Origin of the sequence: Nocardiopsis sp. NPDC006139, from assembly GCF_040614155.1 — a bacterium.
Lineage (GTDB): Bacteria > Actinomycetota > Actinomycetes > Streptosporangiales > Streptosporangiaceae > Nocardiopsis > Nocardiopsis changdeensis.
This window is the reverse complement of record NZ_JBEXTT010000042.1, coordinates 1-24,743: the sequence shown is the minus strand read 5'-3', so window position 1 is coordinate 24,743 and position 24,743 is coordinate 1. Positions and strand designations below refer to the sequence as shown.

Here is a 24,743-nt window from a genome sequence, read left to right as displayed (position 1 = left end):
CCCGGGGCCGCGGGCGGCGGGGGGGGGGGGGCCGGGGGGGGGGGGGGGGGGGGGGGGGCCCCCCTTTTTGGGGGGGGGGGGCCGGGGGGCCCCCCCCCCCGCCGGAGGTCAGCTCCCGGCTCCGGGTGCCGTCTCGGTCCCTGGCGCCGTCTCGGTGCCGGGCACGGTCTCGGTCCCGGGCACCGTCTCGGTGCCGGTCCCGGCGCCGGGCTCCTCCTCGCGGAGGTTGACCAGGCGGCGGTACAGCGGGTCGCGGAAGTTGCTCAGTGTCACGATGGGGCTGGCCAGGCTCACCCGCTCCTCGACCGACTCGGAGTCGGTGGGCTGCACCCACACCACCACCAGGTAGTGGCCGCTGACCGTGGCCTCGGCGGCGCTGTAGCCCGAGCCGAGGCGGTCGAAGGGCTCGGCGCCCGAGGGCGCGACCACGAAGCCGGGCTCGGGGGCGTCGGCGGGCGGCTCCTCGCCCTCGGGCAGCTCGGGCTCGGCCATGGCGTCGGCCACCGCGCGGCTGCCCTCGGCGTCGGCGAGGTTGAAGATCGCCGTCACGCCGAAGTAGTCGTCGCCCACGTAGGTGGCCCGCCCGGCCTGGGTGCAGTCGGCGTCGGCCAGGGCCTGGACGACCTCGTCCCCCCACACGGCGGCGGCGCAGTCCTCCGACAGCTCCGAGTCCCGCAGGGTGAACTCCATGCCCCGGCTGGAGATCTCGGCGCTGCGGTCGCCGAACAGCTCGCCCTCGTTGAGGGGGCGGCTGTCGGCCTCGCGGGTGCCCAGGACCGTGTTCATCTCGTTGTCGCCGACGCCCTCGACGCTGTAGGCGACCGGCCGGGTGTGCGGTGCGGGCCCATCCGTGCCGCCGCCGTCGCCCCGGTTCAGGTACAGGACGGCTCCCAGGCCGATGAGGGCGACGACGAGGACGCCCACGACGACGCCGATGAGCCGGCCGTACCGCTTGGGCTCCTGCTTGCGGCGCCCTCCGGCGCGGCGCCGGCCGCCCGCGCGGGAGGCGCGCTCGGCGTCGTCGGGTTCGCTGTTCTTCCTCCGGCGTCCCGCTGTTCCGGACGCCGACGCTTCAGAAGGGGACACCCAGTGGACCTTTCCTCGGATGACGGGCCCGCGTGTGCGCGGTGGACCCGATTGCGCTCGGCGGGGGCGCGGCGGGGGGCCGGGGAGCGCCCCGGGAGCGGTGCGCGCGCCCCGCTCGACCCGGCCGTGGCAGGGCCGGTCGATCTGTCCGAGATCCTATCGGGACGTCCGGGGAACACGAACGGCCGTGCTCAGAGCACGGCCGTTCGTCCGCGGGTGCGCGTCGGGGTCGTCCGACCCCCTGCTACTCCTGCTCCGCCTGGGCGGCGATCACCTCGTTGTAGACGTAGGGGAACGCGTTCATGGACGCCACGGTGACCTTGGCCAGGTCGGTGTCGTCCCCGGGCGGGCTGCCGTCGGTGCGGGCCACCCAGAACACCGCCAGGTAGTGGCCCATGACCTGGGCGGTCGCCTCGCTGTAGCCGTCCTGGAGACCGGGGATCTCGTCGTTGGTGCGGCTGAGCAGGAACCCGGCGCCGGACTCGACGTTGTTCGGGTCCAGTGCGGCCTCGACCTCGGTGGCGGCCTCGGCGTCGGACAGGTCGAACAGGGTGACCTGGGCGACGTACTCCTCGTCGGCGTCGGTGTAGACGCCCGAGGCGGCGTTGACGCAGCCTGCGTCGATGAGGCTCTGGCCCAGGTCGTCGCCCCACACCAGGGAGGTGCAGGAGTCGGTGACCGCGCCGTCGCGCAGCTCCAGCTTCATGCCGTCCAGCTCGACCTCCTGGACGGGGTCGAACACCGCCTCCTGAGTCATCGGCTCCAGGCCCTCGGGGCGCTCGTTGATGGGGCCGAAGACGTCGTCGCGGTTGGCGTTGGACAGGTAGAGCTGCGGTGTGATGGTGCTGTGGCCCTCGGGCGGGGCGACCACGGAGGTGTCGCCGCCGGAGGTGGTGCCGCCCGCCCCGGTGAAGAGCTGGTAGGACAGCAGTCCCAGCAGCGCGACCAGGGAGAGGGCGAAGGCCCCGATGAGGACGCCCAGCACCGCGGTGCCGCGCTTGCGCTTGCTCTGCTCGGCGAGTGTGTACACGATCTGGTTGGGCCGGTCGCCCAGGACCGACACCTTCTTGATCGCGGAGGCGGAGAACGCGGAGACGCGCTTGACCCCGCCCTGCCTGGCGTCCTTGGCCGGGGCGGCCCGGCGGGAGCCCCGGCGGCGGCCGCGGCCGCGGCCGGACCCGGCGCGCTCGTCGTCACCGTCCTGTGCGGTGTCGGAGTTCCCGCCGGCGCCTTCGTCCCCGGCGGCGGTGTGACCGTACTCGGCGGAGAAGTCCTCCTCCGGGTCGTAGTCGTATTCCTCGTCGTGGCCGTAGTCGTCGGCGCGGTCGCGGATCGGGCCGGTGTCGGCGCGGCGGCTCCCGCCGCGGCGTCCTCTACGGCCGGGACCGGACTCGGCTCTGCTCACGGTCTTTCTCAATCGTCAACCCGTGGTCTGCTCGAAAGGTACGGGGGCACGTGCGGGCACGTCGTCACCCTCGTGGGTGTGGATGTGGTGTCGTGCGCGGCCGCCGCGCCCGTGGAGACGGGCGTCGGCGTCCTTCCCGTGTCTACTCGGGCTTCGTCCCGGAACCGGTTCCCTCGTCGTTCGAGGTCGAGCCCTCGCTACTAGATCGCTCGGGGCTCGGGTGGTATTCCGTCCCGGCGTCGCCCCCCCGGGTCCCGAGGTCGGAATCCCCTGTGTCGGTGGTGCTGTAGACGGTGTCGTCGTTACCCATCTCACCGTCGGCGGTGGGCCCGAACACCTGGGTGCCGGCGTCGGCGCCGTGGGGCACGACCGCGGTGGAGAAGGAGTCGAGGCGGCGGCCGGCCCAGACGAAGTAGGCCAGGGCGCCGGCGAAGACCAGGATGGAGGTCCAGTTGTTCAGGCGCAGGCCGAAGAAGTCGTTGGCGGGGTCGACCCGCAGGTACTCGATCCAGAAGCGGCCGACGCAGTAGCCCATGACGTAGAGGGCGAACAGGCGCCCGCCCTGGAGGGAGGACTCGAAGCGGCGCCCGGCCCAGGCGAGCAGGACCGCCAGGCCCAGGCACCACAGGGACTCGTAGAGGAAGGTGGGGTGGTAGGTGGTGACGCCGAACTCCATGCCGGGGCGCAGGTGGCCCTCGGGGTAGGGGAGGATCTCCACGGCCCAGGGGAGGTCGGTGGGGCGGCCGAACAGCTCCTGGTTGAAGTAGTTGCCCCAGCGGCCCAGGGCCTGGGCGAGGGGGATGGTGGGGGCGATGGCGAAGGAGAGCTTGGTCATCGACAGGCCGCGCTTGCGGGCGACGATCCACACGCCGACGGCGCCCAGGGGGATGGCGCCCCAGATGCCGAGGCCGCCCTCCCAGATGTAGAGGGCGCGGATGGGCTCGCGCCCCTCGGCGAAGTACAGCTGGGCGTCGCTGATGACGTGGTAGAGGCGGCCGCCGATGAGGCCGAGGATGACCGCCCACACCGCCATGTCGAGGATGGTGCCCTGCTCGCCGCCCATCGCCTTCCAGCGCTGTTCGCTCCACAGGACGGCGACGATCACGCCGGCGAGGATGCACAGCGCGTAGAAGTGGATCTCCAGGGGCCCGATCGGGATCGAGTTCACCTGCGGGCTGGGGATGGCCGCGAGGGCGCGGCCGGTGGCGGCCGCGCCCTCGCTGACTGTCGACGACAATGTCACTGCTCTGCTCTCGGGTTCGCCCCGCGTGCGGGGGGTGTCTTCAGGGGTGTTACTGCGCGTCACCCCCGTTGTCCAACGGCTGGGTCTCGACCTTACCGGGGTCGGCGGAGGCGATGGCTTCGGAGAGTCCCCGGACCGTCATGGCGGTGTTGTTGTCGAGCAGGACGCCGTTGAGGTAGACGGAGGGGGTGCCGCGGAACGCGTTGTCTCCGCTGTAGCGAGTGTAGGCGCTGCCCGTGGCGTCGATGAGTTCCCCGGTGTAGGTGCCGTCGAGGAACGCGGGGTCGTGGCCGTTGTCGGCGCCCCAGGCCAGCAGGTCGCTGAGGACCATGGTGCCCAGGGTCTCCTGGCCGATCTCCCGGACGGCGTCCTCGGTGAGTGCGGGGAGGAACTCCTCGGTGAACTCGGTGACGACGGCGGCCTCCTCCTCCAGGCGGGCGCCGAACTCCTGCTGCTGTTCGGGCGAGGTCTCCAGTTCGGCGAACCACTGCTCGAGCTGGTCGGTGGAGAAGCCCTCGCGGCCCTCGGTGGGCTGGTTCTCGAAGAGCAGGTCGTTGTACTCGACGAAGACGCCGTGGTCGGCGGCGATGCGGGCGGCGGCGCCGCCGCGCAGCGAGTTGCTGCTGATGGGCACCTGCTGCTGGGCGAAGATGCTCACCGGGCGGAAGTGGACGATGGCCTCGCCCTGGGCGGCGCGCTCCTTGAGGAGGCTGCCGTTGGTGAGCTCGAACTGGCGGCAGGCGGGGCACTGGTAGTCGGCGTAGATCTCGACGACGGGGGCCTCGACGCCCTCGTTCGCCATGACGACGCTGCCGTCCTCCTGGAGGGTCTGGGTCGCCAGGGGGCCGGTGTAGCCCTCGTCGCGGTCGGAGTTGAGCACGGCGTAGCCGATCCCGACGATGAGGACGATGACGGCGGCGGCGACGCCGATGACGATGAGGTTCTTGCGCCGCGCGGCGGCCTTCTTCTCCTTGGCCCGCTGTTCCTTGAGCCGTTCACGGGCGCGCTTGCGCGCTTCGCTCCCCATGGTGGTGTTCCTTCTGTTCCTGAGTCGGGGTGTGGTCGTGGGCCGCGGGTCAGCGGAAGAGGCCGAGCGGGCGGTCCAGGGCGAGGGGTGAGCGGGGCCACAGGGCGATGAAGGCCCCCAGTGCGGCGAAGCCGATGTCGCGGGCGATGGAGAGGCCGTAGGTGGTCTCGCCGGGGTCGACGGCGCCGCCGCCGCCGAAGCAGCCGCAGTCGATGCTCAGCCCGCGGGCCATGGCCGAGAGGATCCCGGCGATGAAGACGACCATGAGCAGGGCGGTGACGGCTCCGGTGAAGCGGGTGGCCAGGCCGACCAGGAGCAGGACGGCCAGGGCGAGCTCGAAGAGGGGGAGGGTGTAGCCGATGAGGCGGGCGATCTCGTGGGGGAAGAGGTCGTAGGCCTCGACGGCCTGGACGGAGAGCGCGGGCGGGTACTTGGAGACGGCCGCGTAGATGAGGATCCCGGCGAGGGCGATGCGGCAGGCGAGGGTGAGCCAGGGTTGGACGGCGGCCCAGCGCGACCCGGGGGCGGGGGCGGGGGTTTCGTCGGGTGTGTCCATGTCGGGGGCCTTCGGGGTTCGGGGGCCGATCAGTTGCAATCTGCGCCCATTCAATCGCTCTCGGTGACCATGCAGATCCTACCGGCTGTGACCGCCCGCTGACTCCGGGCGCTGGAACCGGGGCGCGTGAAGAGGCGGACCCGGCGTCCGCCACCCCCCAATCACACCACCGCGGAGCCCCCGCGCGCGGCGTTTCCCCGAGCCCGAAGGTCCCTTCTCACCCGATTCTCACCGGCTTAACCTTCTTAACCCCGCCCTTGACCGGCCCGGACACGGGAAACGGGCCGCCCCCGGGTGTGGGGGCGGCCCGCCTGCGTCCTGCCTTTCGGCGTCCCGGTCAGCGGGACCGGACGCCCGCCGCCAGTTCCTCGGCGAACGACGTCACCGCGATGAGCCCGGTCTCCAGGTCCGGGGCGTCCAGCACCCGCTGGCAGAACCCGGCGCCGACGATGACGCCGTCGGCGTAGGCGGCGACCTCGGCGGCCTGCGCCCCCGAGGAGATGCCCAGGCCCACGCAGATCGGCAGCCCCGACTCGCGGGTGGCCTCCCGGGTGCGCCGCACCAGCTCGGCGGCGGTGCCGGCCACCTGGGTGCGGGTCCCGGTGACCCCCATCAGCGAGGCCGCGTACACGAACCCGCTGCACGCCCGAGTGGTCAGCTCCAGCCGCCGGTCGGTGGAGGAGGGCGCCACCAGGAAGATCCGGTCCAGGCCCGCGGTGTCGGAGGCCGCGATCCACTCCTGCGCCTCCTCGGGGATGAGGTCGGGGGTGATGACCCCGGCCCCGCCCGCCTTGGCGAGGTTCCCGGCGAAGCGCTCCACTCCGTAGCGCTCGATCGGGTTCCAGTACGACATGACCACGGCGGCCGCGCCGGTCTCGGCGGTCGCCTCCACCACCCGGAACACGTCGTCGGTGGTGGTCCCCGCCGCCAGCGCGGCGTCGGCCGCCCGCTGGATGGTGGGGCCGTCCATCATCGGGTCGGAGTAGGGCAGGCCCACCTCGATGACGTCGCAGCCGCCCTCGACCATGGCCCGGACGACCTCGATCGAGGACTCGACGTCGGGGAACCCGGCCGGGAGGTAGCCGATGAGGGCGGCCCGGCCCTGGGCCCGGGCCTGGGCGAGCTTGTTCTGGAGGGTCGTCATCACGCCTCGTCCTTACCGTCGATCAGGCCGAAGTAGGCGGCCGCGGTGTCCACGTCCTTGTCGCCGCGCCCGGAGAGGTTCACCAGGATCACCGCGTCGGGGCCCAGCCGCTCCCCCAGCTTGCGGGCCCCGGCCAGGGCGTGGGCGCTCTCGATGGCCGGGATGATGCCCTCGGTGCGGCACAGCAGCCGGAAGGCCTCCATGGCCTCGGCGTCGGTGATCGCCTCGTAGTTCGCCCGGCCGGTGTCGGCGAGGTAGGCGTGCTCGGGGCCCACCGCCGGGTAGTCCAGCCCCGCGGAGATGGAGTGGCTGGGCAGCGTCTGCCCGTACTCGTCCTGGAGGACGAAGGTGCGGGCGCCGTGGAACACGCCGGGGCTGCCGGAGCTGATGGAGGCCGCGGTGCGGGGGGTGTCGGCGCCGTCGCCCCCGGCCTCGAACCCGTACAGGGCCACCGAGGTGTCGGGGATGAACGCGGCGAAGACCGCCATGGCGTTGGACCCGCCGCCCACGCAGGCCGCGACCGCGTCGGGCAGCCGGCCGACCCGCTCCAGGACCTGCTCGCGGGCCTCGGCGCCGACCACGAAGTGCAGGTCGCGGACCAGCTTCGGGAAGGGGTGGGGGCCGGCGACCGTGCCGAACAGGTAGTGGGTGCGGTCGACGTTGGCGACCCAGTCGCGGAACGCCTCGTTGATGGCGTCCTTCAGGGTGCGGCTGCCGATGGTGACGGGGACGACCTCGGCGCCGAGCATGCGCATCCGGGCGACGTTGAGCGCCTGGCGGCGGGTGTCCTCCTCGCCCATGTAGATGACGCACTCCAGGCCCATCAGGGCGCAGGCGGTGGCGGTGGCCACCCCGTGCTGGCCGGCGCCGGTCTCGGCGATGACGCGGGTCTTGCCCATGCGCTTGGTGAGCAGGGCCTGGCCCAGCACGTTGTTGATCTTGTGCGAGCCGGTGTGGTTGAGGTCCTCGCGCTTGAGCAGGATGCGGGCGCCGCCGCAGTGCTCGGAGAAGTTGCGGGCCTCGCTCAGGGCGCTGGGGCGGCCGGTGTAGTCCTTGAGGAGCTCGGCCAGCTCGGCCTGGAAGGCCGGGTCGTGGCGGGCCTTCTCCCACTCGGTCTCGACCTCGTCGAGGGCGGCGATGAGCGCCTCGGGGGCGAAGCGGCCGCCGAAGCGGCCGTAGTGCCCGCGCGCGTCGGGCAGCTGCGGATCGTGGCTCATGGGACTGTCCTTCGGGTGCGGGGCCGACGGCCCACCCCCCTCGCGCGGGCGCACGGGCGGGGTGCGCGCGCCGACCGTTCCGTGCGCCGCGGCGTGTCCTGGGCCCGCGGCGCGTTCTGACTTCGGGTCAACGCGGCGACGGGAACCCGCGAACGCGCACGCTGCGCGGCGGATTCCCTAGAGCCATCGCCATCGGCGGCCGGTGCGGGCCGTGATGGCGGTGTGCGCCGTCGTTCCTCCCATGGAGCCGTCCGTCCCCTAGTTCCGGTCGCGCAGGGCGGGGTGGGCCCCGGCGGTGACCAGGTCGGCGACGGCCTCGCGCGGGTTGCGGCCGCGCACAAGGCTCTCGCCGACGAGGACGGCTCCGGCGCCGGCACCGGCGTAGGCCAGCAGGTCGTGCGGCCCGCGGATGCCGGACTCGGCGATCTTGACGATGTCGGAGGGGATGCGGGGGGCGACGCGGGCGAAGGTGTCCCGGTCGACCTCCAGGGTCTTGAGGTTGCGCGCGTTGACGCCGATGACGGTGGCCCCGGCGTCGAGGGCGCGGTCGACCTCCTCCTCGTCGTGGACCTCCACCAGGGGCATCAGGCCCAGGGAGCGGGCCCGCTCCACCAGGGACACCAGGGCCTCCTGGGGCAGGGCGGCGACGATGAGCAGGACGGCGGAGGCGCCGTGGACGCGGGCCTCCCACAGCTGGTAGGAGCTGACGACGAAGTCCTTGCGCAGCAGCGGGGTGTCGACGGCGCGGGCGACGGCGCGCAGGTCGTCGAGGCTGCCGTTGAAGCGGCGCTGCTCGGTGAGGACGCTGATGAGCGCGGCCCCGCCGGCCTCGTAGTCGCGGGCCAGGGCGGCCGGGTCGGCGATGGCGGCCAGCGGGCCCTTGGAGGGGCTGGCGCGCTTGACCTCGGCGATGACGTGGACACCGGGGCGGCGCAGGGCGGCTTCGGCGTCCTTCGGGGTGGGCGCCGACGCGGCCTGCTCCTTGAGCGCGTCCAGGGGCAGGGCCTCCTGGCGCTCGGCCAGGTCGGCGCGTACTCCGTCGAGGATCTCGTCGAGCACGCTCACGTGGTTACCGCTCCCTATCGTCGTGGCCGGGCGCGGCGCTCGCACAGCTGGGCGGGCCGCGGGGCGCGGCTCGGCCCGCTGGGCCTGCTTCGCGCCGTGTGCGCTCATCGTATCGACCCCCGGGGCCCGGAACGCCGCCGCCCCCGCGCACACGGCGTGTGACGGGGGCGACGGTGGTGTCGTGCGGGGCACGGTGCCGGGCGGCTCGTCCGGGTACGTCCGGGAACGCGCGGCCGGTGCCCGCTAGTAGGTGGTGGGCGTGGAGCTCATGGCGACGCCGAAGATGACGACGAAGAACAGCACGTACACGACCACGAGCACGATCATGAGGATGAAGCCGATCAGGCTGATGATGCCCATGATCTTGGCGACCTTCGCCGACTCCTCGGCGCCCGCGTAGTCCCCGGCCTGCCACTTGCTGTTCACCTGGAGCGAGAAGATGAGGCCGATGATGCCGATCACCGTGCAGCCGAAGATGCCCAGGATGTTGTGCACCAGGTAGTTCTTGGGCGGACCGCCGGCGGGCGGTTGGGGCTGGCCGCCGAAGCCGCCGGGGGGCGGGCCGTAGCCGCCGGTCGGGGGACCGTAGCCGCCGGAGGGCGGTTGGTAGCTCATGTGCGGACCTTTCGAGGTACGGGGATGCGTGAAACGGCTCTGGTCACCAGCCGGGGAACAGCGGGGTCCCCGGCGCCAGGAAGGAGAACCACGGCAGGTTCCGGGCCACCCAGAAGACCATGATGACGGTGGTGAGGGTCCACAGGAACCAGACCGGGGTGGGTCTGGGCGGCGCCTTGGGCGGACGGACGGTGGCGGCGATCCACCGGATGTACGCCCACAGGATGTAGGGGGCGAGCAGGGCCAGCAGCGGGTTCATGCTGATGGCGCCGAGGACGTCCCCGTGGGTGGTCAGCGCGATGGCGCGCATGGTGCCGCAGCCCGGGCAGAAGGTGCCGGTCATCAGCAGCCAGGGGCAGGTGGGGTAGTTGCCCGGCTCGCCGGGGCTCACGAAGTGGAGCAGGGTGGCCCCGGCCAGGAAGACGGCGCCCGCGCCCAGCGGCCACACGGGGGCCGGGATCCGGTGCAGGCTGCGCAGGACCCGCTGGCCCCGGGAGGGGGCGGCGTGTCCGTCGGGTTCGGCGGGGGCGGCGGTCCCGTGTCGGGGACCGGCGTGTTCGGGCTCCACGTCCACCAGCTTAAGGGTCGTTCTCGGGCGGGAAAGGTTCTGCCCCCGGACGGTTCCGGTCCGGGGGCAGAGGGTCGGGGGAACGCTCCCCGTTTAGTAGTACGTGGGGGTGGCGCTCAGAGCGACGACGACGCTGCACGCGTACAGCCCGATGCTCAGGATGTAGCTGATGCTGCCCAGGATGAACGCGATCTTGGTCCACTTCTTGGCCTGGGCCTGGGCCTCCATGGCGCCGGCCTGGTCGCCGCGGCTCCACAGGTCGTTGACCTTGGTCGCGTTGATGATCGCCGGGATGGCGAACGGCCAGCAGCAGAAGATGGCGACGATGGCCCAGACGAGCCCGTTGTCGGGAGGGGTGGCGCCGGGGGGCGGGCCGTAGCCGCCGCCACCGGGGGGCGGGCCGTAACCGCCGGGTCCGGGGGGACCTGCGGGGGGCGGGGGACCATAGCTCATGGGAACAACTTTCCAGACTGCGGACAAGGGATTTTCGGCTCGCGACGTGCGGCAGGGCAGACGGGACCGACGAAGGGGCAGGGTCGGATCACCGGTGCGATCACGCCGCGGGCGACTACGCATGTTGCCAGACCGGGGGGACGATCCACCAGTCGGCCGGTACACGCGGTCACGGCCGGTGGAGAAAATCTACCCGCCCCATGGGACCTTCGTCCATTTTCCGTTACTCAGTCGTTGTGAGCTGCGGATTCTCCGGTTCTGTCCGGAAGTGGCCGTGGAATCCCCTGGGGCGGGCGTGTTCGGGGCGCGAGCCGGCTAGGCGGCGACCTTCTTGCGAGACGCTTCCCACTCTTCGCGGGTCGGCGGCACCGGGCGCGGCTCCTTGCGGCCCAGGCCGACCTTCTTCATCACACCGGCGATGACCGCCAGGACCACACTGGCGCCCAGGCCGATCACGGTCCAGGTGATGAGGTCCCCGCCCAGGATGATGGCGGCGGCCGCCACCGTCCAGGCGACGATCCAGGAAACAGTGAGGAACCAGGCGGAGACGGTGTTGCCGTGGTCGTCGTGGTGTTCGTCAGCGGCCATCAGGGCTTCTCCTTCGAGTCGGCCGACCTCGGGGTCGGCGGTGCGGGTTCGGTGCCGTCCCCGGTGGCGGCACCGCCCGCGGGGCGCGCGGGAGCGGTGTCGCCGTCGGGGGCGTCGAGTGTGGGGTCGTCACCCGCGTCGAGCGATTTCCACAGGTCGGCGGGTGTGCCCGTGGCGTTCGCGCGCGGTGCGGCGTCCCGATCGTACCGGGTCCCCATGCCCGGCCAGGCGGGGGCGCGGAGGAGGGCGAGGACGCCGGCGGCCGCGATCAGCGCGGCGCCCGCGGCGGCCATGGCCGGACCGGCCGCCAGGAGCGCGGGGGTCCCGGCCGCGCGGGCGGTGCCCGCGGCGGCGGCCGCGTCGACGGCCTCGGCCAGCGCAGCGGGGCGCGCCGCCGCGACGACGGCGCTCAGGGCGTAGCCGCCGCCCAGGGCGAGCAGGGCGCCGATGAGGCGGCGCGCCCACCCGCGGGCGGCGTAGATCCCGGCGATGCCCGCCAGCGCGGCCCAGCCGATCCCGGCCGGGACCCCGGTGAGGTCGCCGCCGGTGATCTGCACCGGGGCCGGCACGACCGGTCCCGCTGTGGTGAGGTCGCCGGTGGCCCAGGCGCGCCCGGCGGAGGCGAGCAGCAGCCCGGCCCCGGCGGCCAGGCCGAGGACGGCCGCGGCGAACTCGCGGCGGGCGCGCCGCGCCGCCGGGTCGGCGGGCGGCGCGGCGGCGGTGGTCTCCTCGGGTGCGGGCGGGGTCACAGCAGGCGCCCGGCGTCGAAGCAGGTGCGGTCGCCGGTGTGGCAGGCCGCCCCGGTCTGGTCGACCTTGAGCAGCAGGGTGTCGCCGTCGCAGTCGAGTGCGACGGACACCACACGCTGGGTGTTGCCGGAGGTGGCGCCCTTGACCCAGTACTCGCCGCGGCTGCGCGACCAGTAGGTGGCCGCACCGGTGGTGAGGGTGCGGTGCAGGGCCTCGTCGTCCATCCAGGCGAGCATGAGGACCTCGCCCGTGTCGTGCTGCTGCACGACGGCGGGGACGAGTCCGTCCTCGGTGCGTTTGAGGCGGGCGGCGATGGCCGGGTCGAGGCTGGTGACGCTCATGTCCTCCAGGTTATGGCCGCCCGCCGGCCGGGTGTCACCGGGGCGTGTCCAGTGCGGGCCGCGGGCGTTCCGGGGCGGCGGGTGTCCTAGAGTGCGCCCGGAGCCGCCGTGCACGGCGGACGCGAGCAGACGAACGGATGTGGGGGTTCCCGTGACGGCCCAGGCCCTGTCCGCCGACCTGGCGGAGATGCCCGCCTCCCTGAACGCGCTGGCGGAGCGGTTCCCGCGCTGGGACCCGTACGCGGCGCTGCCCGCGCTGCTGGACGACGAGCCCGCGGCGGTGCGGTTCCTGGGGATCGGCGCGGCCCGGGGCGTGTGCGAGGTGGCGGCGGCGCGGCTGAGGCTGGCCGGCATCGGCGCGGTCGCGGACTCCTCCGCGTCCGCCCAGGAGCCGCCCGCGGGTCCGGAGACCCTGGTGGTGGGGGTGAGCCTGGGCGGCGGCCAGCGGGAGCTGTGCACGGTCCTGGACCGGTACGTGGGCCGCTCCCCGGTGGTGGTGCTGGCCGCCGCGGGCTCCGAGGCCGTGGTGGCGCGGTACGCGGACCTGCTGGTGCCGCTGCACGCCGGGGACGAGCGGGCGGGGCTGGGCTGCCGGGCCTACCAGCACGCGCTGGGGCTGGCCCTGCTGCTGGGCCACCGGCTGGGCGCTCCGGTGCTGGGCGGCAGCCGCAACCTGCCGAGTCTGCTGCGCCGGTCGGCCAACGCAGTGCAGGCGCTGCTGGCGTCGGCGCACACCTGGGTGCCCGAGGCCGCGCGGGCGCTGGAGTCGCCGCACGGGGTGCACCTGGTGGCGCCGGCCGAGCGCACCGCGTCGGCGGTGCAGGGCGCCCAGCTGCTGCGCAAGGGCCCGGTGGCGGTGGCGCACACCTGTGAGACCGGCGAGTGGTCGCACACCGACCGGTACCTGGCGGCGGTCACCGACTACCGGGCGCTGCTGTTCGCCGGGTCGGCCTACGACGAGCGGTTCTCCGAGCACCTGGGGCAGCTGCGGGGCCGGTTCGTGGCGGTGGGCCCCACCCCCGGGCGCGAGAGCGTGCCGGGGGCGGAGCTGACCGTGCGCTACCCGGGCGACACCGACCCCGACGTCGCCCTCCTGGTCGAGACGGTGGTCCCCGGCCTGGTCGCCGCCCACCTGTGGCGGGAGTCGGGCCGGTGACCGGCGGCCCCGGTCACGCCGAGGAGCGCACCCAGGAGGCGTACAGGTCGGCGTAGACGCCGGGCCGGGACACCAGTTCCGCGTGGGAGCCGCTCTGCACGATGCGGCCGTCGTCGAACACCAGGACCCGGTCGGCGGCCTCGGCCGTGGACAGGCGGTGGGCGATCGCCACCGAGGTGCGGCCCCGGGTGAGCCGGTCCAGGGCGCGCTGGATGCGCATCTCGGTGTGCGGGTCGACCGCCGAGGTCGCCTCGTCCAGGACCAGCAGGTCGGGGTCGGCGACGTAGGCGCGGATGAGCGCGACGAGCTGGCGCTCGCCCGCCGACAGCGACTCCCCTCGCTGGCCCACCGGGGTGTCCAGGCCGTGGGCGAGGCTGTCCAGCCACTCGTCCAGTCCCAGGTCGGTGATGGCGGTGCGCAGTTCGGCGTCGGTGCTCTCCGGGCGGGCGAAGCGGATGTTGTCGCCCAGGGAGCTGTCGAACAGGAAGCCCTCCTGGGGGACCATGACGACCCGGCCGCGCAGCGACGAGAACGCGATCTCGCGCAAGTCGGTCCCGTCGAGCAGGACGGTGCCCCGGTCGGGGTCCATCAGCCGGGTGAGGAGCTTGACGAACGTGGTCTTGCCGGACCCGGTCTCCCCCACCACGGCGAGCCGGGTGCCCGACTCGATGGTCACCGTCACGTCGTCCAGGACGACGGGGCCGTCCGGGTAGGAGTAGGTGACGCGGTCGAAGTCGACCCGCACCGGTCCGCGCGGCAGCACCGTCCCGGCCTCGCCCGGGTCGGAGATGTCGGGGACGGTGTCCAGCACGCCCAGGACGCGGCGCCAGCCGGCGATGGCGTTCTGCGCCTCGTTGAAGATCTCGGTGGCCATCATCATCGGCTGGATGAACAGGGTCATCAGGAACAGGAACGCGATGAGGCGGCCCGCGGTGAGGTCGCCGTCCAGGCCCAGCCACACCCCCAGCAGGACCACGGCGGTGTTGCCGATCGCCGAGACGATCTCGGCGAACGGGGACACCGCCACCGACAGCCGCTGGGCGCGCACCTGGGCGCGGCGGGTGGCGACCACGGTGGTGTCGATGCGGCGGGCGGTGCGCTCCTCGGTGCCGTGGGCGCGGATGACGGCGGCGCCCATGACGGTCTCGCCGATGACGCCGAGCATGTCGCCGGTGTTCTCGCGGACCTTCAGGTAGGCCTTGGACAGCAGCTTCTGGAGCCAGCGCACCCCGAACAGCAGGGGCAGGAAGCACACCCACACCACGATGGTGAGCTGCCAGGAGTAGACCGCCATGAGGACGGTGGCGATGAGCAGCTGCCCGGCGCTGACGATGAGGAGGATGCCGCCCCACTGCATGAACGTGCTGATCTGGTCCACGTCGCTGGTGACGCGGGAGACCAGGGCGCCCTTGCGCTCGCTGTTCTGGGTGAGCACGGACAGGTCGTGGACGTGCCGGAACGCCTTGCGGCGCAGGGTCGCCAGCCCCGACTCGGTGGCCTTGTACAGGCGCACGTTCATCAGGTAGGAGCAGACCATGGTGACGACCAGCAGGCCCGCGCAGACCGCGACCATGCGGACGACGAAGCCCAGGTCGGGGCCGCCGGCGGCGGAGATGCCGTTGTCGATGATCTGCTGGACGGCGATGGGCACGACGACCTTGCCGACGGTGGCGATCACCGCGAAGGCGAGGGTGAGCCACAGGCCCTTGGCGAACTCCGGGGACAGGCGCAGGCCGCGCTTGAGGGTGTCCATCGCGGACCCGGTGGACCGGTGCAGGGACACCGAGGAGTCGGCGCGTCCGGGGGCCGCGTCCCGGGACCCCGCGGGTTCGCGCTCGTCTTCCTCTCGGGTGGGTGCGGGTGCGCTCATCGGCTCGTCTCCTCGGTGAGGTCGTCGCCGCGGACCGCGGCTCGGCGGGTGGGGTCGACGGGGGCCGGGCCCTCCGGGACGGGTGCGCGCGCGGCGTCGTTCTCGGCGGAGGCGCGCTCGTAGGCGGTCACGAGCCGGTTGTAGCCGGGTGAGGTCTCCAGGAGTTCGGTGTGGGTGCCGCGGGCCAGGACGCGGCCGCGTTCGAGGTAGACGACCTCGTCGGCGAGCTCGATGGTGGCGCGGCGGTAGGCGACGACGACCACGGTGGCGGAGGCGTCGCGTTCGCGCAGGCCGCCGAGGATCTGCGCCTCGATCTGCGGGTCGACGGCGGAGGTGGCGTCGTCCAGGATGAGCAGCCGCGGGTCGCGGACCACGGCGCGGGCCAGGGCCAGGCGCTGGCGCTGGCCGCCGGACAGGGTGGTGCCCTTCTCCCCCAGGGGGGCGTCCAGGCCGCCGTCGAGCTCGGCGATGAATCCGTCGGCGCGGGCCAGGCGCAGCGCCGCCCACACGCGTTCGTCGTCGATGTCCTCGCCCAGGGTGATGTTGCCGCGGACGGTGTCCTCGAACACGAAGGTGCTCTGCGGGACCAGGGCGGCGTGCCGGGGGATCTGGTCGCGGGCCAGTTCGCGGACGTCGACGCCGTCGTAGGAGACGGTGCCCTCGTCGGGGTCGACCAGGCGCATCAGGACGGTGGTGAGCGTGGACTTGCCCGAGCCGGTGGGGCCGACCAGGGCGACGGTGCGGCCGGGGGCGATGTCCAGGTCGACGCCGTCCAGGACGGTGGTGCGCGGGCCCTGCGCGTCCTCGGACATGAGGTCGCGGCCGTCGCTGTCGTAGGAGTCGGCGTAGGAGAAGACGACACCGCGGGCGCTCAGGGCGATGCCGCCGGCGCTCTCGTCCAGGGTGCGGTCGCCGTGCTCCATGGAGCCCTCCGAGCGCAGCACCGACTGGACGCGGTCCCAGCCCACGACGCTGCGGGGCAGGTCGCCCAGGATCCACCCGAAGGAGCGGACGGGCAGGGACAGCAGGGTGAACAGGAAGGCGATCTGGACGAGGTCGCCGGGGTCGATGGCGCCGGTGGACAGCCGCCACATGCCCAGCAGCAGGACGGCCAGGACGCCGAGGTTGGGCAGGGTCTCGATGACGGGGTCGAACATCGAGCGCATGCGGCCGACCTGGATGAGGGCGTCGCGCAGGCGGTGGGCGGACTCGGTGAAGCGCTCGGTCTCGGTGTCCTCCCGGCCCAGGGTCTTGACGACCAGGGCGCCGTCGAAGGACTCGTGGGCGACCCCGCTGACCTCGGCGCGCAGTGCCTGGGCGCGGGAGGCCATGGGCGAGACGCGGCGCTGGAAGACGACGTTGACCAGGACCAGGAAGGGGAAGACGACGAAGGCGACCAGGGCCAGCAGGGGGTCGGTGACGAGCATCGCGACGGCGGCGATGACGAGCATGAAGACGCTGCCCACGGCCATCGGGAGCGGGGCGAGCGGCTGCCAGGCGGCCTCGACGTCGGCGTTGGCGTTGGACAGCAGCTGGCCGGTGGGGTGGCGGTGGTGCCAGGCCAGCGGGAGTTCGAGGTACTTGCGGGCGACGGCCCGGCGGTAGCGGGCCTGGAGCCGGAACTGCATGAGGGCGGCGAGCATGCGGCGCATGGCGATGCCGACGGCCTTGCCCAGGCCGACGGCCATGAGCAGGGCGCCCGCCCCGACCAGGGCGGCGGTGGTGGTGGCCCCCTGGTCGAAGGCCGGGATGATCGTGTTGTCGGTGAGGTACCCCAGCACGGAGGCGGAGCCGACGGTGACGGCGGCGTGCAGCATGGCGCCGACGACGGCGACGCCGAAGATCCACGGCTCGGTGCGGGCGGCGACCCACAGGACCTTCATGCCCCGGCCGAACACCCCCCGGTGGGCGGCTGCCGAGCCGTCGGCGTCCTCCTCGGTGCGTTCTCCCGCGGTTGCCGTGCCCTGCGCCATGCGCCCCCCGTTCTCCTTGCGCGCACGGGCGGGCCCTCTGGGAGGGCTCCCGGCGCGGACCGTCCACGGTGCCCCGGCCTCCGGGCATGCCGAAGGGCACGGGGCACGCGCGGTGCCAACTTATCCAGCGGCACCGACAGGTTCCACCGGATTGTTTCAGCGCCCGACCGATCGGTGCTATTCCGTCCAGCCGATGACGAAGCGGACACGGGTCCGGCCCCCCGAGGGGAGGGGCCGGACTCCTGGTGGGGCGGGATCCTACGGGATCCTCACCTGTCGTAGTCCTGGTAGGTGACCAGGGCGCGGAACGTGTACTCGCCGGTGATGCCGTCGACGCCGATCCCGAAGAAGTCCTGGACCCAGCGGACGGCGTCCTCGGTGTCCGGGCCGTAGATCCCGTCGACGCCCAGGTGCGCCTCGAACTTGGCGTTGATCAGGTGCTGGACGGCGCGGACGACGTTGCCGCGGGAGCCGGGGCCGTACTCGCCGAAGGTCTGCTCGCGCAGCAGCAGCCAGGTCTCGGCGTTCAGGGTCCCGCTGTCCTCCAGGTCGTTGGCGGCCTGGTAGTCGAGGACCGCGGTGCGGAACTCGCCGTCGAACTCGGCGTCCTCGGCGCCGGGGTCGAAGCCCTGCTCGGTGATGAGGAGCTTGGCGGCGAGGATGTCGGCGTCGACGTCGCCCATCGAGTACTCGGGCCAGGGCGTGGCCTCGATCTCGGCGAGGGTGTCGTCGGACGTGGCGGCGAGGTCGTCCGCCGAGGCCGCGGAGGCGCCCGTGAGCGCCGCGGCGGTCGCGAGCAGAGCCGCCGCCAGGAGGGCGGTGATGCGTGTGGTGATGGTGCCTGACATGGAGGCCGGTCCTTTCCCCGTGTGTCGTCCCCGTCACATGGTGGGATGTGCAGGGTGCGCACCGCGTTCACAAATCCGCCGCCAATACCTCCAAAAAGACAGACTTCCCTATCCCCATGGGACATTTTGTCCAAGTCGTGTGAACCCGGCGGGGGTCTCGCGCGTGCCCCCCGGCCCGTGGAAAGGGAAAGGACCCGGCGCTCGGCGCCGGGTCCTTCGGAGGGCCGGGTCAGCGGACGGAGTGGCCCGCCGCGCGCAGGCTCTCCTTGACGTCGGCGATGGTGAACTCGCCGAAGTGGAAGACCGTGGCGGCCAGCACCGCGTCGGCGCCCGCCTCGACCGCCGGCGCGAAGTGCTCCACCGCGCCCGCGCCGCCCGAGGCGATCAGCGGGACGTCCACCCGGGCCCGCACCGCCCGGATCAGCTCCAGGTCGAAGCCCCGCCCGGTGCCGTCGGCGTCCATCGAGTTGAGCAGGATCTCCCCCGCCCCCAGTTCGGCGGCGCGCTCGCACCACTGGAGGGCGTCGATGCCGGTCCCCCGGCGGCCCCCGTGCGTGGTCACCTCGAACCCGCTCGGGGTGGGCGCGTCGTCCCCGCGGACGCGGCGCACGTCCGCGGACAGCACCAGCACCTGGCGGCCGAACCGCTCGGCGATCTCGCCGATCAGCTCCGGCCGGGCGATCGCGGCGGTGTTCACGCCCACCTTGTCGGCACCGGCCCGCAGCAGCCGGTCCACGTCGTCGGTGGTGCGCACGCCGCCGCCCACGGTCAGCGGGATGAAGACCTGGTCGGCGGTGCGGCGCACCACGTCGTAGGTGGTCTCCCGATCGCCGCTGGAGGCGGTGACGTCCAGGAAGGTCAGCTCGTCGGCGCCCCCGGCGTCGTAGGTCCCGGCCAGTTCGACCGGGTCGCCCGCGTCGCGCAGGTTCTCGAAGTTGACGCCCTTGACCACCCGCCCGGCGTCCACGTCCAGGCAGGGGATGACACGGACCGCGAGGCTCATCGCTCCGCCGCCACGGTCGCCAGGGCGTCCTGGAGGGTGAACGCGCCCTCGTACAGGGCGGTGCCCATGATGGCGCCCTCCACGCCCAGGGGCACCAGGCCCGCGATGGCCCGCAGGTCGTCCAGGCTGGACACCCCGCCGCTGGCCACCACCGGCTTGTCGGTGCGCTCGCACACGGCGCGCAGCAGGTCCAGGTTGGGGCCCTTGAGGGTGCCGTCCTTGTTGACGTCGGTGACGACGTACCGGGCGCACCCCTCCGACTCCAGGCGCTCCAGGGTCTCGAAGAGGTCGCCGCCGTCACGGGTCCAGCCGCGGGCGGCCAGGGTGGTGCCGCGCACGTCCAGGCCGATCGCGATCCTGTCCCCGTGCTCGGCGATGATCTTCGCGCACCACTCGGGGTTCTCCAGGGCGGCGGTGCCGATGTTCACGCGGGTGCAGCCGGTGGCCAGTGCGGCGGCCAGCGACGCGTCGTCGCGGATGCCGCCGGACATCTCCACCTTGACGTCGAGGCGGTCCACGATGTCGCGCAGCAGGTCGCGGTTGTGGCCGCGACCGAAGGCGGCGTCCAGGTCCACCAGGTGGATCCATTCGGCGCCCGCCTCCTGCCAGGCCTGCGCGGCCGCGAAGGGGTCGCCGTACTGTCCGCCCGACCCGGCCCTGCCCTGGACGAGCTGGACGGCCTGGCCGCCGGACACGTCCACGGCGGGCAGGAGTTCGAGTGCGGGCGGGTTGGTCTCGCCGGTCATGGGGCCTTCTCGTGCTCGTCGGTCCGGAAAACTATGTCTGCGGGAGGGTGGCGACCCAGTTGGCCAGGATGCGGGCACCGGTGTCGCCGGACTTCTCGGGGTGGAACTGGGTGGCCCACAGCGGCCCGTTCTCGACCGCCGCCACGAAGGGCTCCCCGTGCTCGGCCCAGGTCACCCGGGGCGGGGCCATGCGCGGGTTGTCGAAGGCGAGCTCCCACTTGCGCACCGCGTAGGAGTGCACGAAGTAGAAGCGGTCCTGCGGCGTGATGCCCGCGAACAGCTGCGAGTCCTGCGGGGCGCGGACGGTGTTCCAGCCCATGTGCGGCAGGATCGGCGCGTCCAGGCGCTCCACCGTGCCGGGCCACTCCCCGCACCCCGGGGTCACCTGGTCCTCGGCCTGCGGGTCGGCGCGCTCCACACCCTTGTCGAACAGCACCTGCATGCCCACGCAGATGCCCAGGACCGGGCGGCCCCCGGCCAGGCGGCGGCCGATGATGCGGTCGCCGTGCGCCTGCTTCAACCCGGCCATGCAGGCGCTGAAGGCGCCCACGCCCGGGACGACCAGGCCGTCGGCGTCCAGCGCGGCGTTCGGGTCGGAGGTGACGGTGACGTCGGCCCCGGTGCGCTCCATGGCGCGCTGGGCCGAACGCAGGTTGCCCGACCCGTAGTCGAACACGACCACGCGTGGCGGCATGGTGTTCCTCCCCTTAGAAGTAGCCCAGGCGCAGGACGCCCGAGGCCACGGCGAGCACCGTGCACCCGGCCAGGGCGACGGCGATGGGTTTGTTGGCCTTCCACATGGCGTAGGCGCCTCCGCCGAGGAAGCCGCCCAGCACGATGAGGGCGAGGCCCCACAGGTCGTCCATGTCTACAGGGCGCCCTTGGTGGAGGGGATCCCGGTGACGCGGGGGTCCTTCTCCGTGGCGAAGCGCAGCGCCCGCGCCAGCGCCTTGAACTGGCACTCGACGATGTGGTGGGCGTTGCGGCCGTAGGGGACGCGGACGTGCAGGGCGACCCGGGCCTGGGCGACGAACGACTCCAGGATGTGCCGGGTCATGGTGGTGTCGTAGTCGCGGCCGATGGTCGGCGCCATGCCCTCGGGCTCGCTGTGCACCAGGTAGGGGCGGCCGGACACGTCGACGGTCACCTCGGCCAGGGCCTCGTCCAGGGGCACCTTGGCGTCGGCGAAGCGGCGGATGCCGGCCTTGTCGCCCAGGGCCTCGCGGAAGGCGGCGCCCAGGGCCAGCGCGGTGTCCTCCATGGTGTGGTGGGAGTCGATGTGCAGGTCGCCCTCGGTGCGCACGGTCAGGTCGAACAGGCCGTGCTTGGCGAGCTGGTCCAGCATGTGGTCGAAGAAGCCGACGCCGGTGGAGACGTCGGCGACGCCGCTGCCGTCCAGGTCGATCTCGACCAGGACCTTGGTCTCCTTGGTGGCGCGCTCCACGCGTCCGATGCGGCTCATGGTGGGTCCTCCTGTTGGGAAAAGGGGCGGGTCAGCGTCCGGTGACGCGCAGCAGGGAGTCGCGGAAGGCGGCCATCTCCTGCGGGGTGCCGACGGTGACGCGCAGCCAGCCGGGCGGGCCGACCTCGCGGATGAGGACCTGGTGGTCGAGCAGGGCCTTCCACACCTCGGTGCGGTCCTCGAACTCGCCGAACAGGACGAAGTTGGCGTCGGAGTCGGCGACGGTGAACCCGTGGGCGCGCAGCCACTCCACCAGGGAGTCGCGTTCGGCGCGCAGGTCGGCGACGGCGCCCAGGAGCTCGTCGGCGTGGTCCAGGGCGACCAGGGCGACGGTCTGGGTGACGGCCGACAGGTGGTACGGCAGGCGGACCAGCTGCAGGGCGTCCACCACGGCGGGGTGCGCGGCCAGGTAGCCCAGGCGGGCCCCGGCCAGCGCGAACGCCTTGGACATGGTGCGCGAGACGATCAGGCGCGGGTGGTCGGCCAGCAGGCGCAGGGCGCTGGGGGTGCCCTCCCGGCGGAACTCGGCGTAGGCCTCGTCCACGACGACCACGCCCGGCGCGGCGGCGGCGATGCGCTCGATGTCGGCGATCGGCAGGGCCGTTCCGGTGGGGTTGTTGGGCGAGGTCAGGAAGATGACGCTGGGCTCGTGCCCGGCGATGGCGGCCAGGGCGGCGTCCACGTCGATCCGGAAGTCGGCGGTGCGGGGCACCGCCGCCCAGGCGGTGCCGGTGCCGCGGGAGATGATGGGGTGCATCGAGTAGGACGGCTCGAAGCCCATCGCGGTGCGGCCGGGCCCGCCGAAGGCCTGGAGGATCTGCTGGAGGATCTCGTTGGAGCCGTTGGCCGCCCACACGTTGGCGATGGTCAGCCCGTGGCCGAGGTACTCGGCCAGGCCGTGGCGCAGCCGGACGGCGTCGCGGTCGGGGTAGCGGTTCAGGCCCGCCGCGGTCTCGGCGACGGCGTCGGCCAGGGCGCGGGCCAGCCGCTCCGACGGCGGGTGCGGGTTCTCGTTGGTGTTGAGGACCACCGGCACGTCGATCTGCGGGGCCCCGTAGGGCGAGCGGCCGCGCAGGTCGTCGCGCAGGGGCAGGTCGTTCAGAGTGAAGCTCACGGGTGTCACGCTCATGGTCGGTCGTGGTCGGTGCGGCGCGCGGTGCCCGCGGAGGCGGGCCGGACCCGGGCGGGGTCCGGGGCGCCGCACCGTCCGGTCGGTCGCGGCTCCGGCTAGGCCGTGGGGAACCGCGCGGCGACGGCCTCGCCGTGGGCGGGCAGGTCCTCGGCCTCGGCGAGGGTGATGACGTGATGGGCGACGTCGGCCAACGCGTCGCGGTCGTACTCGACCACGTGCACCCCGCGAAGGAAGGTCTGCACGCTCAGGCCGCCGCTGTGGCAGGCGCACCCGCCGGTGGGCAGCACGTGGTTGGACCCCGCGGCGTAGTCGCCGAGGGAGACCGGGGCGTAGGCGCCGACGAAGATCGCCCCGGCGTTGCGCACACGGGCCGCGACGGCGGCGGCGTCGGCGGTCATGACCTCCAGGTGTTCTGCGGCGTAGGCGTTGACGACGTCGAGCCCGTGGTCGAGGTCGTCGACCAGGACGATGCCGGACTGGGGCCCGGACAGGGCCTCGCGGACGCGGTCGGCGTGCCGGGTGGCGGCGGCGCGGACGCGCAGGCGGTCGACGACGGCGTCGGCCAGGGCCTCGTCCGGGGTGACCAGGACGGAGGCGGCCACCACGTCGTGCTCGGCCTGGCTGACGAGGTCGGCGGCGACGTGGTCGGGGTCGGCGGTGGCGTCGGCCAGGACGGCGATCTCGGTCGGGCCCGCCTCGGCGTCGATGCCGATGACCCCCTTGAGAAGGCGCTTGGCGGCGGCGACCCAGATGTTGCCGGGGCCGGTGACCATGTCGGTGCGGGCGCACCCGCCGGCGCCGTAGGCGAACATGGCGACGGCCTGGGCGCCGCCCACGGCGTAGACCTCGTCGACGCCGAGCAGGGCGCAGGCGGCGAGGATGGTGGGGTGCGGCAGGCCGCCGAACTCCTTCTGCGGCGGCGAGGTGACCGCCAGGGAGCGCACGCCCGCCTCCTGGGCGGGGACGACGTTCATGACGACGCTGGACGGGTAGACGGCGCGGCCGCCCGGCACGTAGAGGCCGACCCGGTCGACCGGGATCCAGCGCTCGGTGACGGTGCCGCCGGGGACGACCTCGGTGGTGTGGTCGGTGCGGCGCTGGTCGCGGTGGACCTTGCGGGCGCGGCGGATGGACTCCTCCAGCGCGGCGCGCACGGCCGGGTCGAGGCCGGCCAGGGCGGCGTCGATCGCGTCCTTGGGGACGCGGATGTCGGTGAGCCGGACCCCGTCGAAGCGCTCGGTGAGCTCGATCAGCGCCTCGACACCGCGATGGCGGACGTCCTCGCACAGGGGGCGCACGCGCTCGGCGGCGTCCGCCACGTCCATGGCCGCGCGCGGAAGGGCGTCGCGGGGGTCGTCCTGGCTGCCTCGGAGGTCGATTCGACTGATCACGCCCCCAGTCTAGGGGGCGATGCCCGACGGGTGGGCTCGGGCGTCCGGATGGTGGACACCACACCGGCACCGATGGGGCGGGTCTCCGCCTTCGGGGCATTCGCCACCAGCGGGAACGAAAACGCGAAATAAGTTCCGCCTTACTTTGGCATACCTTACCTAAATGAACCCAAGAAAGGCTTGGAAAGGCTTGCCTAACGAATTCTTCGGCGTTTCGCTGATTTCCGATAATGGCTTTGCATGGGCTATTGTAGGGGCATGACTTCGAACAAGAGCAGCGATAGTGGCCTTTCCAAGTTCCACCGTCTCCTCGTCGACCAGGTGCGGCACGAGTTCACGGCCTCCCACCAGTACGTGGCCCTCGCCGCCTGGTTCGACACGCACGACCTGCCCCAGCTGGCCCGGGTGTTCTACGAGCAGTCCCTGGAGGAGCGCGACCACGCCATGATGCTGGTGCGCTACCTCATCGACCGGGACGTCGACTTCGCCCTCCAGGGCGTGGACGAGATCGAGACCGAGTTCGCCGCGCCGCGCGACCTGGTCGCCCTGGCCCTGCGCCAGGAGCGCGAGGTCTCCGACCAGTTCCAGCGGCTGGCCAAGGTCGCCCGCGACGAGGACGACTACACCGGCGAGCAGTTCCTGCAGTGGTTCATCCAGGAGCAGGTGGAGGAGATCGCCAAGATGTCCACCCTCCTGAACGTGGTGGACCGTTCCAACGGGAATCTGTTCGACGTGGAGACCTTCGTCGCCCGCGACATGCCCAGCGAGGACAACGGCAGCCAGAGCGCTCCGGCCACCGCCGGCCCCGCCGTTTCCTAGGGCCTGTTCTCCAGGTGTTCCCCTGTGCCGCCGGGGTCCGTGAGGAGCCCGGCGGGGTTCTCCGGGCCCGGAGGAGTGGTCCTCGGGGGAAGCGTGCGGCCGCAGGCCGTCCGTTGAGGACCTTCCGCCATTCGTCGGGCGGGCCGGAGTACGGCCGGGGTTCGAAAAAAACAGCTCGGACACCCGGCGGGGGCGCCCGGTCGGAACCGGGCGCGCGGGCCCTACACGGCCGTGATCACCTGGCAGGCACTCGGCCTCGCCTGGGGCGGGTCCACCAGCGGGGCGC

Annotated in this window: 26 protein-coding genes; 2 read left to right on the top strand and 24 right to left on the bottom strand. The window is 73.0% G+C overall.

Annotated elements, in window-relative coordinates:
- Positions 1 to 108: 108 nt before the first annotated feature.
- The 14 genes from ABZ249_RS31755 to hisI form a co-directional block, all read right to left on the bottom strand.
- Positions 109 to 1,086 carry a hypothetical protein gene (locus tag ABZ249_RS31755; RefSeq protein WP_355270084.1) on the bottom strand — a complete coding sequence of 326 codons (978 nt, stop codon included), beginning with the start codon at positions 1,084 to 1,086 and terminating at the stop codon, positions 109 to 111.
- 244 nt (positions 1,087 to 1,330) lie between these two features.
- Positions 1,331 to 2,491, bottom strand: a complete 1,161-nt coding sequence (locus ABZ249_RS31750) for a hypothetical protein (protein ID WP_355270083.1) — start codon at positions 2,489 to 2,491, stop codon at positions 1,331 to 1,333.
- A gap of 142 nt (positions 2,492 to 2,633) precedes the next feature.
- Positions 2,634 to 3,728: a prolipoprotein diacylglyceryl transferase gene (lgt, locus tag ABZ249_RS31745; protein WP_355270082.1), complete on the bottom strand. Its 1,095-nt coding sequence runs from the start codon at positions 3,726 to 3,728 to the stop codon at positions 2,634 to 2,636.
- 55 nt (positions 3,729 to 3,783) lie between these two features.
- The gene (locus tag ABZ249_RS31740) at positions 3,784 to 4,761 is read right to left on the bottom strand and encodes a thioredoxin domain-containing protein (protein ID WP_220562450.1); all 978 of its coding nucleotides are present in this window, start codon (positions 4,759 to 4,761) and stop codon (positions 3,784 to 3,786) included.
- Between the two features lie 49 nt (positions 4,762 to 4,810).
- The gene (locus ABZ249_RS31735; RefSeq protein ID WP_220562451.1) at positions 4,811 to 5,317 is read right to left on the bottom strand and encodes a MauE/DoxX family redox-associated membrane protein; all 507 of its coding nucleotides are present in this window, start codon (positions 5,315 to 5,317) and stop codon (positions 4,811 to 4,813) included.
- A 337-nt stretch (positions 5,318 to 5,654) separates the two neighbouring features.
- The gene (gene trpA / locus ABZ249_RS31730) at positions 5,655 to 6,461 is read right to left on the bottom strand and encodes a tryptophan synthase subunit alpha (protein ID WP_355270081.1); all 807 of its coding nucleotides are present in this window, start codon (positions 6,459 to 6,461) and stop codon (positions 5,655 to 5,657) included.
- Positions 6,461 to 7,678 carry a tryptophan synthase subunit beta gene (trpB, locus tag ABZ249_RS31725; RefSeq protein ID WP_355270080.1) on the bottom strand — a complete coding sequence of 406 codons (1,218 nt, stop codon included), beginning with the start codon at positions 7,676 to 7,678 and terminating at the stop codon, positions 6,461 to 6,463. Before trpB ends, trpA begins: the two co-directional genes overlap by 1 nt.
- A gap of 258 nt (positions 7,679 to 7,936) precedes the next feature.
- Positions 7,937 to 8,743: an indole-3-glycerol phosphate synthase TrpC gene (gene trpC, locus ABZ249_RS31720; protein ID WP_355270079.1), complete on the bottom strand. Its 807-nt coding sequence runs from the start codon at positions 8,741 to 8,743 to the stop codon at positions 7,937 to 7,939.
- A gap of 243 nt (positions 8,744 to 8,986) precedes the next feature.
- Positions 8,987 to 9,358, bottom strand: a complete 372-nt coding sequence (locus ABZ249_RS31715; RefSeq protein ID WP_355270078.1) for a CD225/dispanin family protein — start codon at positions 9,356 to 9,358, stop codon at positions 8,987 to 8,989.
- Positions 9,359 to 9,401: 43 nt separating this feature from the next.
- Positions 9,402 to 9,818, bottom strand: coding sequence for a DUF2752 domain-containing protein (locus ABZ249_RS31710; RefSeq protein WP_355270086.1), 417 nt, complete (start codon positions 9,816 to 9,818; stop codon positions 9,402 to 9,404).
- A 201-nt stretch (positions 9,819 to 10,019) separates the two neighbouring features.
- Positions 10,020 to 10,379 carry a CD225/dispanin family protein gene (locus ABZ249_RS31705; RefSeq protein ID WP_355270077.1) on the bottom strand — a complete coding sequence of 120 codons (360 nt, stop codon included), beginning with the start codon at positions 10,377 to 10,379 and terminating at the stop codon, positions 10,020 to 10,022.
- Between the two features lie 315 nt (positions 10,380 to 10,694).
- On the bottom strand, positions 10,695 to 10,967 hold the full coding sequence (locus ABZ249_RS31700; protein ID WP_220562458.1) for an HGxxPAAW family protein: 273 nt from the start codon (positions 10,965 to 10,967) through the stop codon (positions 10,695 to 10,697).
- Positions 10,967 to 11,716, bottom strand: coding sequence for a Trp biosynthesis-associated membrane protein (locus ABZ249_RS31695; protein ID WP_355270076.1), 750 nt, complete (start codon positions 11,714 to 11,716; stop codon positions 10,967 to 10,969). Before ABZ249_RS31695 ends, ABZ249_RS31700 begins: the two co-directional genes overlap by 1 nt.
- Positions 11,713 to 12,057: a phosphoribosyl-AMP cyclohydrolase gene (gene hisI / locus ABZ249_RS31690; RefSeq protein ID WP_220562460.1), complete on the bottom strand. Its 345-nt coding sequence runs from the start codon at positions 12,055 to 12,057 to the stop codon at positions 11,713 to 11,715. The genes ABZ249_RS31695 and hisI overlap by 4 nt, the downstream gene beginning before the upstream one ends.
- 151 nt (positions 12,058 to 12,208) lie before the next feature.
- Here hisI and ABZ249_RS31685 point away from each other — a divergent pair, with 151 nt between their 5' ends.
- The gene (locus ABZ249_RS31685) at positions 12,209 to 13,213 is read left to right on the top strand and encodes a sugar isomerase (protein ID WP_220562461.1); all 1,005 of its coding nucleotides are present in this window, start codon (positions 12,209 to 12,211) and stop codon (positions 13,211 to 13,213) included.
- 13 nt (positions 13,214 to 13,226) lie between these two features.
- On the opposite strand, the gene ABZ249_RS31680 is transcribed toward ABZ249_RS31685, so the two are convergent.
- The 10 genes from ABZ249_RS31680 to hisD form a co-directional block, all read right to left on the bottom strand.
- Entirely contained in the window at positions 13,227 to 15,083 is a 1,857-nt protein-coding gene (locus ABZ249_RS31680) for an ABC transporter ATP-binding protein (protein ID WP_355270073.1), read from the bottom strand.
- On the bottom strand, positions 15,080 to 17,056 hold the full coding sequence (locus tag ABZ249_RS31675; RefSeq protein ID WP_355270071.1) for an ABC transporter ATP-binding protein: 1,977 nt from the start codon (positions 17,054 to 17,056) through the stop codon (positions 15,080 to 15,082). The genes ABZ249_RS31680 and ABZ249_RS31675 overlap by 4 nt, the downstream gene beginning before the upstream one ends.
- Positions 17,057 to 17,325: 269 nt before the next feature.
- Complete coding sequence (locus ABZ249_RS31670) at positions 17,326 to 17,904, bottom strand: peptidoglycan-binding domain-containing protein (protein WP_355270069.1); 579 nt, start codon at positions 17,902 to 17,904, stop codon at positions 17,326 to 17,328.
- A 229-nt stretch (positions 17,905 to 18,133) separates the two neighbouring features.
- Positions 18,134 to 18,907, bottom strand: coding sequence for an imidazole glycerol phosphate synthase subunit HisF (gene hisF / locus ABZ249_RS31665; RefSeq protein ID WP_355270067.1), 774 nt, complete (start codon positions 18,905 to 18,907; stop codon positions 18,134 to 18,136).
- Positions 18,904 to 19,653, bottom strand: a complete 750-nt coding sequence (priA, locus tag ABZ249_RS31660; protein WP_355270065.1) for a bifunctional 1-(5-phosphoribosyl)-5-((5-phosphoribosylamino)methylideneamino)imidazole-4-carboxamide isomerase/phosphoribosylanthranilate isomerase PriA — start codon at positions 19,651 to 19,653, stop codon at positions 18,904 to 18,906. Before priA ends, hisF begins: the two co-directional genes overlap by 4 nt.
- 31 nt (positions 19,654 to 19,684) lie before the next feature.
- Positions 19,685 to 20,347: an imidazole glycerol phosphate synthase subunit HisH gene (hisH, locus tag ABZ249_RS31655; protein ID WP_355270063.1), complete on the bottom strand. Its 663-nt coding sequence runs from the start codon at positions 20,345 to 20,347 to the stop codon at positions 19,685 to 19,687.
- Positions 20,348 to 20,360: 13 nt separating this feature from the next.
- Entirely contained in the window at positions 20,361 to 20,519 is a 159-nt protein-coding gene (locus ABZ249_RS31650; protein WP_220562468.1) for a hypothetical protein, read from the bottom strand.
- A gap of 2 nt (positions 20,520 to 20,521) precedes the next feature.
- Positions 20,522 to 21,115: an imidazoleglycerol-phosphate dehydratase HisB gene (hisB, locus tag ABZ249_RS31645; protein WP_306371343.1), complete on the bottom strand. Its 594-nt coding sequence runs from the start codon at positions 21,113 to 21,115 to the stop codon at positions 20,522 to 20,524.
- 31 nt (positions 21,116 to 21,146) lie between these two features.
- On the bottom strand, positions 21,147 to 22,244 hold the full coding sequence (locus ABZ249_RS31640; RefSeq protein WP_355270060.1) for a histidinol-phosphate transaminase: 1,098 nt from the start codon (positions 22,242 to 22,244) through the stop codon (positions 21,147 to 21,149).
- Between the two features lie 98 nt (positions 22,245 to 22,342).
- Positions 22,343 to 23,566 carry a histidinol dehydrogenase gene (gene hisD / locus ABZ249_RS31635; protein WP_355270085.1) on the bottom strand — a complete coding sequence of 408 codons (1,224 nt, stop codon included), beginning with the start codon at positions 23,564 to 23,566 and terminating at the stop codon, positions 22,343 to 22,345.
- A gap of 330 nt (positions 23,567 to 23,896) precedes the next feature.
- Between hisD and ABZ249_RS31630 the strand changes: the two genes are divergently transcribed.
- Positions 23,897 to 24,457 carry a ferritin gene (locus ABZ249_RS31630; protein WP_355270058.1) on the top strand — a complete coding sequence of 187 codons (561 nt, stop codon included), beginning with the start codon at positions 23,897 to 23,899 and terminating at the stop codon, positions 24,455 to 24,457.
- Positions 24,458 to 24,743 lie beyond the last annotated feature (286 nt).

What these genes read in the sequence shown, in the direction of transcription:
- ABZ249_RS31740 (WP_220562450.1), bottom strand. Translation starts at nt 4,761, where the DNA reads ATGGGGAGCGAAGCGCGCAAGCGCGCCCGTGAACGGCTCAAGGAACAG.
- ABZ249_RS31735 (WP_220562451.1), bottom strand. Translation starts at nt 5,317, where the DNA reads ATGGACACACCCGACGAAACCCCCGCCCCCGCCCCCGGGTCGCGCTGG.
- trpA (WP_355270081.1), bottom strand. Translation starts at nt 6,461, where the DNA reads ATGACGACCCTCCAGAACAAGCTCGCCCAGGCCCGGGCCCAGGGCCGG.
- trpB (WP_355270080.1), bottom strand. Translation starts at nt 7,678, where the DNA reads ATGAGCCACGATCCGCAGCTGCCCGACGCGCGCGGGCACTACGGCCGC.
- ABZ249_RS31715 (WP_355270078.1), bottom strand. Translation starts at nt 9,358, where the DNA reads ATGAGCTACCAACCGCCCTCCGGCGGCTACGGTCCCCCGACCGGCGGC.
- ABZ249_RS31705 (WP_355270077.1), bottom strand. Translation starts at nt 10,379, where the DNA reads ATGAGCTATGGTCCCCCGCCCCCCGCAGGTCCCCCCGGACCCGGCGGT.
- ABZ249_RS31700 (WP_220562458.1), bottom strand. Translation starts at nt 10,967, where the DNA reads ATGGCCGCTGACGAACACCACGACGACCACGGCAACACCGTCTCCGCC.
- hisI (WP_220562460.1), bottom strand. Translation starts at nt 12,057, where the DNA reads ATGAGCGTCACCAGCCTCGACCCGGCCATCGCCGCCCGCCTCAAACGC.
- ABZ249_RS31680 (WP_355270073.1), bottom strand. Translation starts at nt 15,083, where the DNA reads ATGAGCGCACCCGCACCCACCCGAGAGGAAGACGAGCGCGAACCCGCG.
- ABZ249_RS31675 (WP_355270071.1), bottom strand. Translation starts at nt 17,056, where the DNA reads ATGGCGCAGGGCACGGCAACCGCGGGAGAACGCACCGAGGAGGACGCC.
- ABZ249_RS31670 (WP_355270069.1), bottom strand. Translation starts at nt 17,904, where the DNA reads ATGTCAGGCACCATCACCACACGCATCACCGCCCTCCTGGCGGCGGCT.
- hisF (WP_355270067.1), bottom strand. Translation starts at nt 18,907, where the DNA reads ATGAGCCTCGCGGTCCGTGTCATCCCCTGCCTGGACGTGGACGCCGGG.
- priA (WP_355270065.1), bottom strand. Translation starts at nt 19,653, where the DNA reads ATGACCGGCGAGACCAACCCGCCCGCACTCGAACTCCTGCCCGCCGTG.
- hisH (WP_355270063.1), bottom strand. Translation starts at nt 20,347, where the DNA reads ATGCCGCCACGCGTGGTCGTGTTCGACTACGGGTCGGGCAACCTGCGT.
- ABZ249_RS31650 (WP_220562468.1), bottom strand. Translation starts at nt 20,519, where the DNA reads ATGGACGACCTGTGGGGCCTCGCCCTCATCGTGCTGGGCGGCTTCCTC.
- hisB (WP_306371343.1), bottom strand. Translation starts at nt 21,115, where the DNA reads ATGAGCCGCATCGGACGCGTGGAGCGCGCCACCAAGGAGACCAAGGTC.
- ABZ249_RS31640 (WP_355270060.1), bottom strand. Translation starts at nt 22,244, where the DNA reads ATGAGCGTGACACCCGTGAGCTTCACTCTGAACGACCTGCCCCTGCGC.
- ABZ249_RS31630 (WP_355270058.1), top strand. Translation starts at nt 23,897, where the DNA reads ATGACTTCGAACAAGAGCAGCGATAGTGGCCTTTCCAAGTTCCACCGT.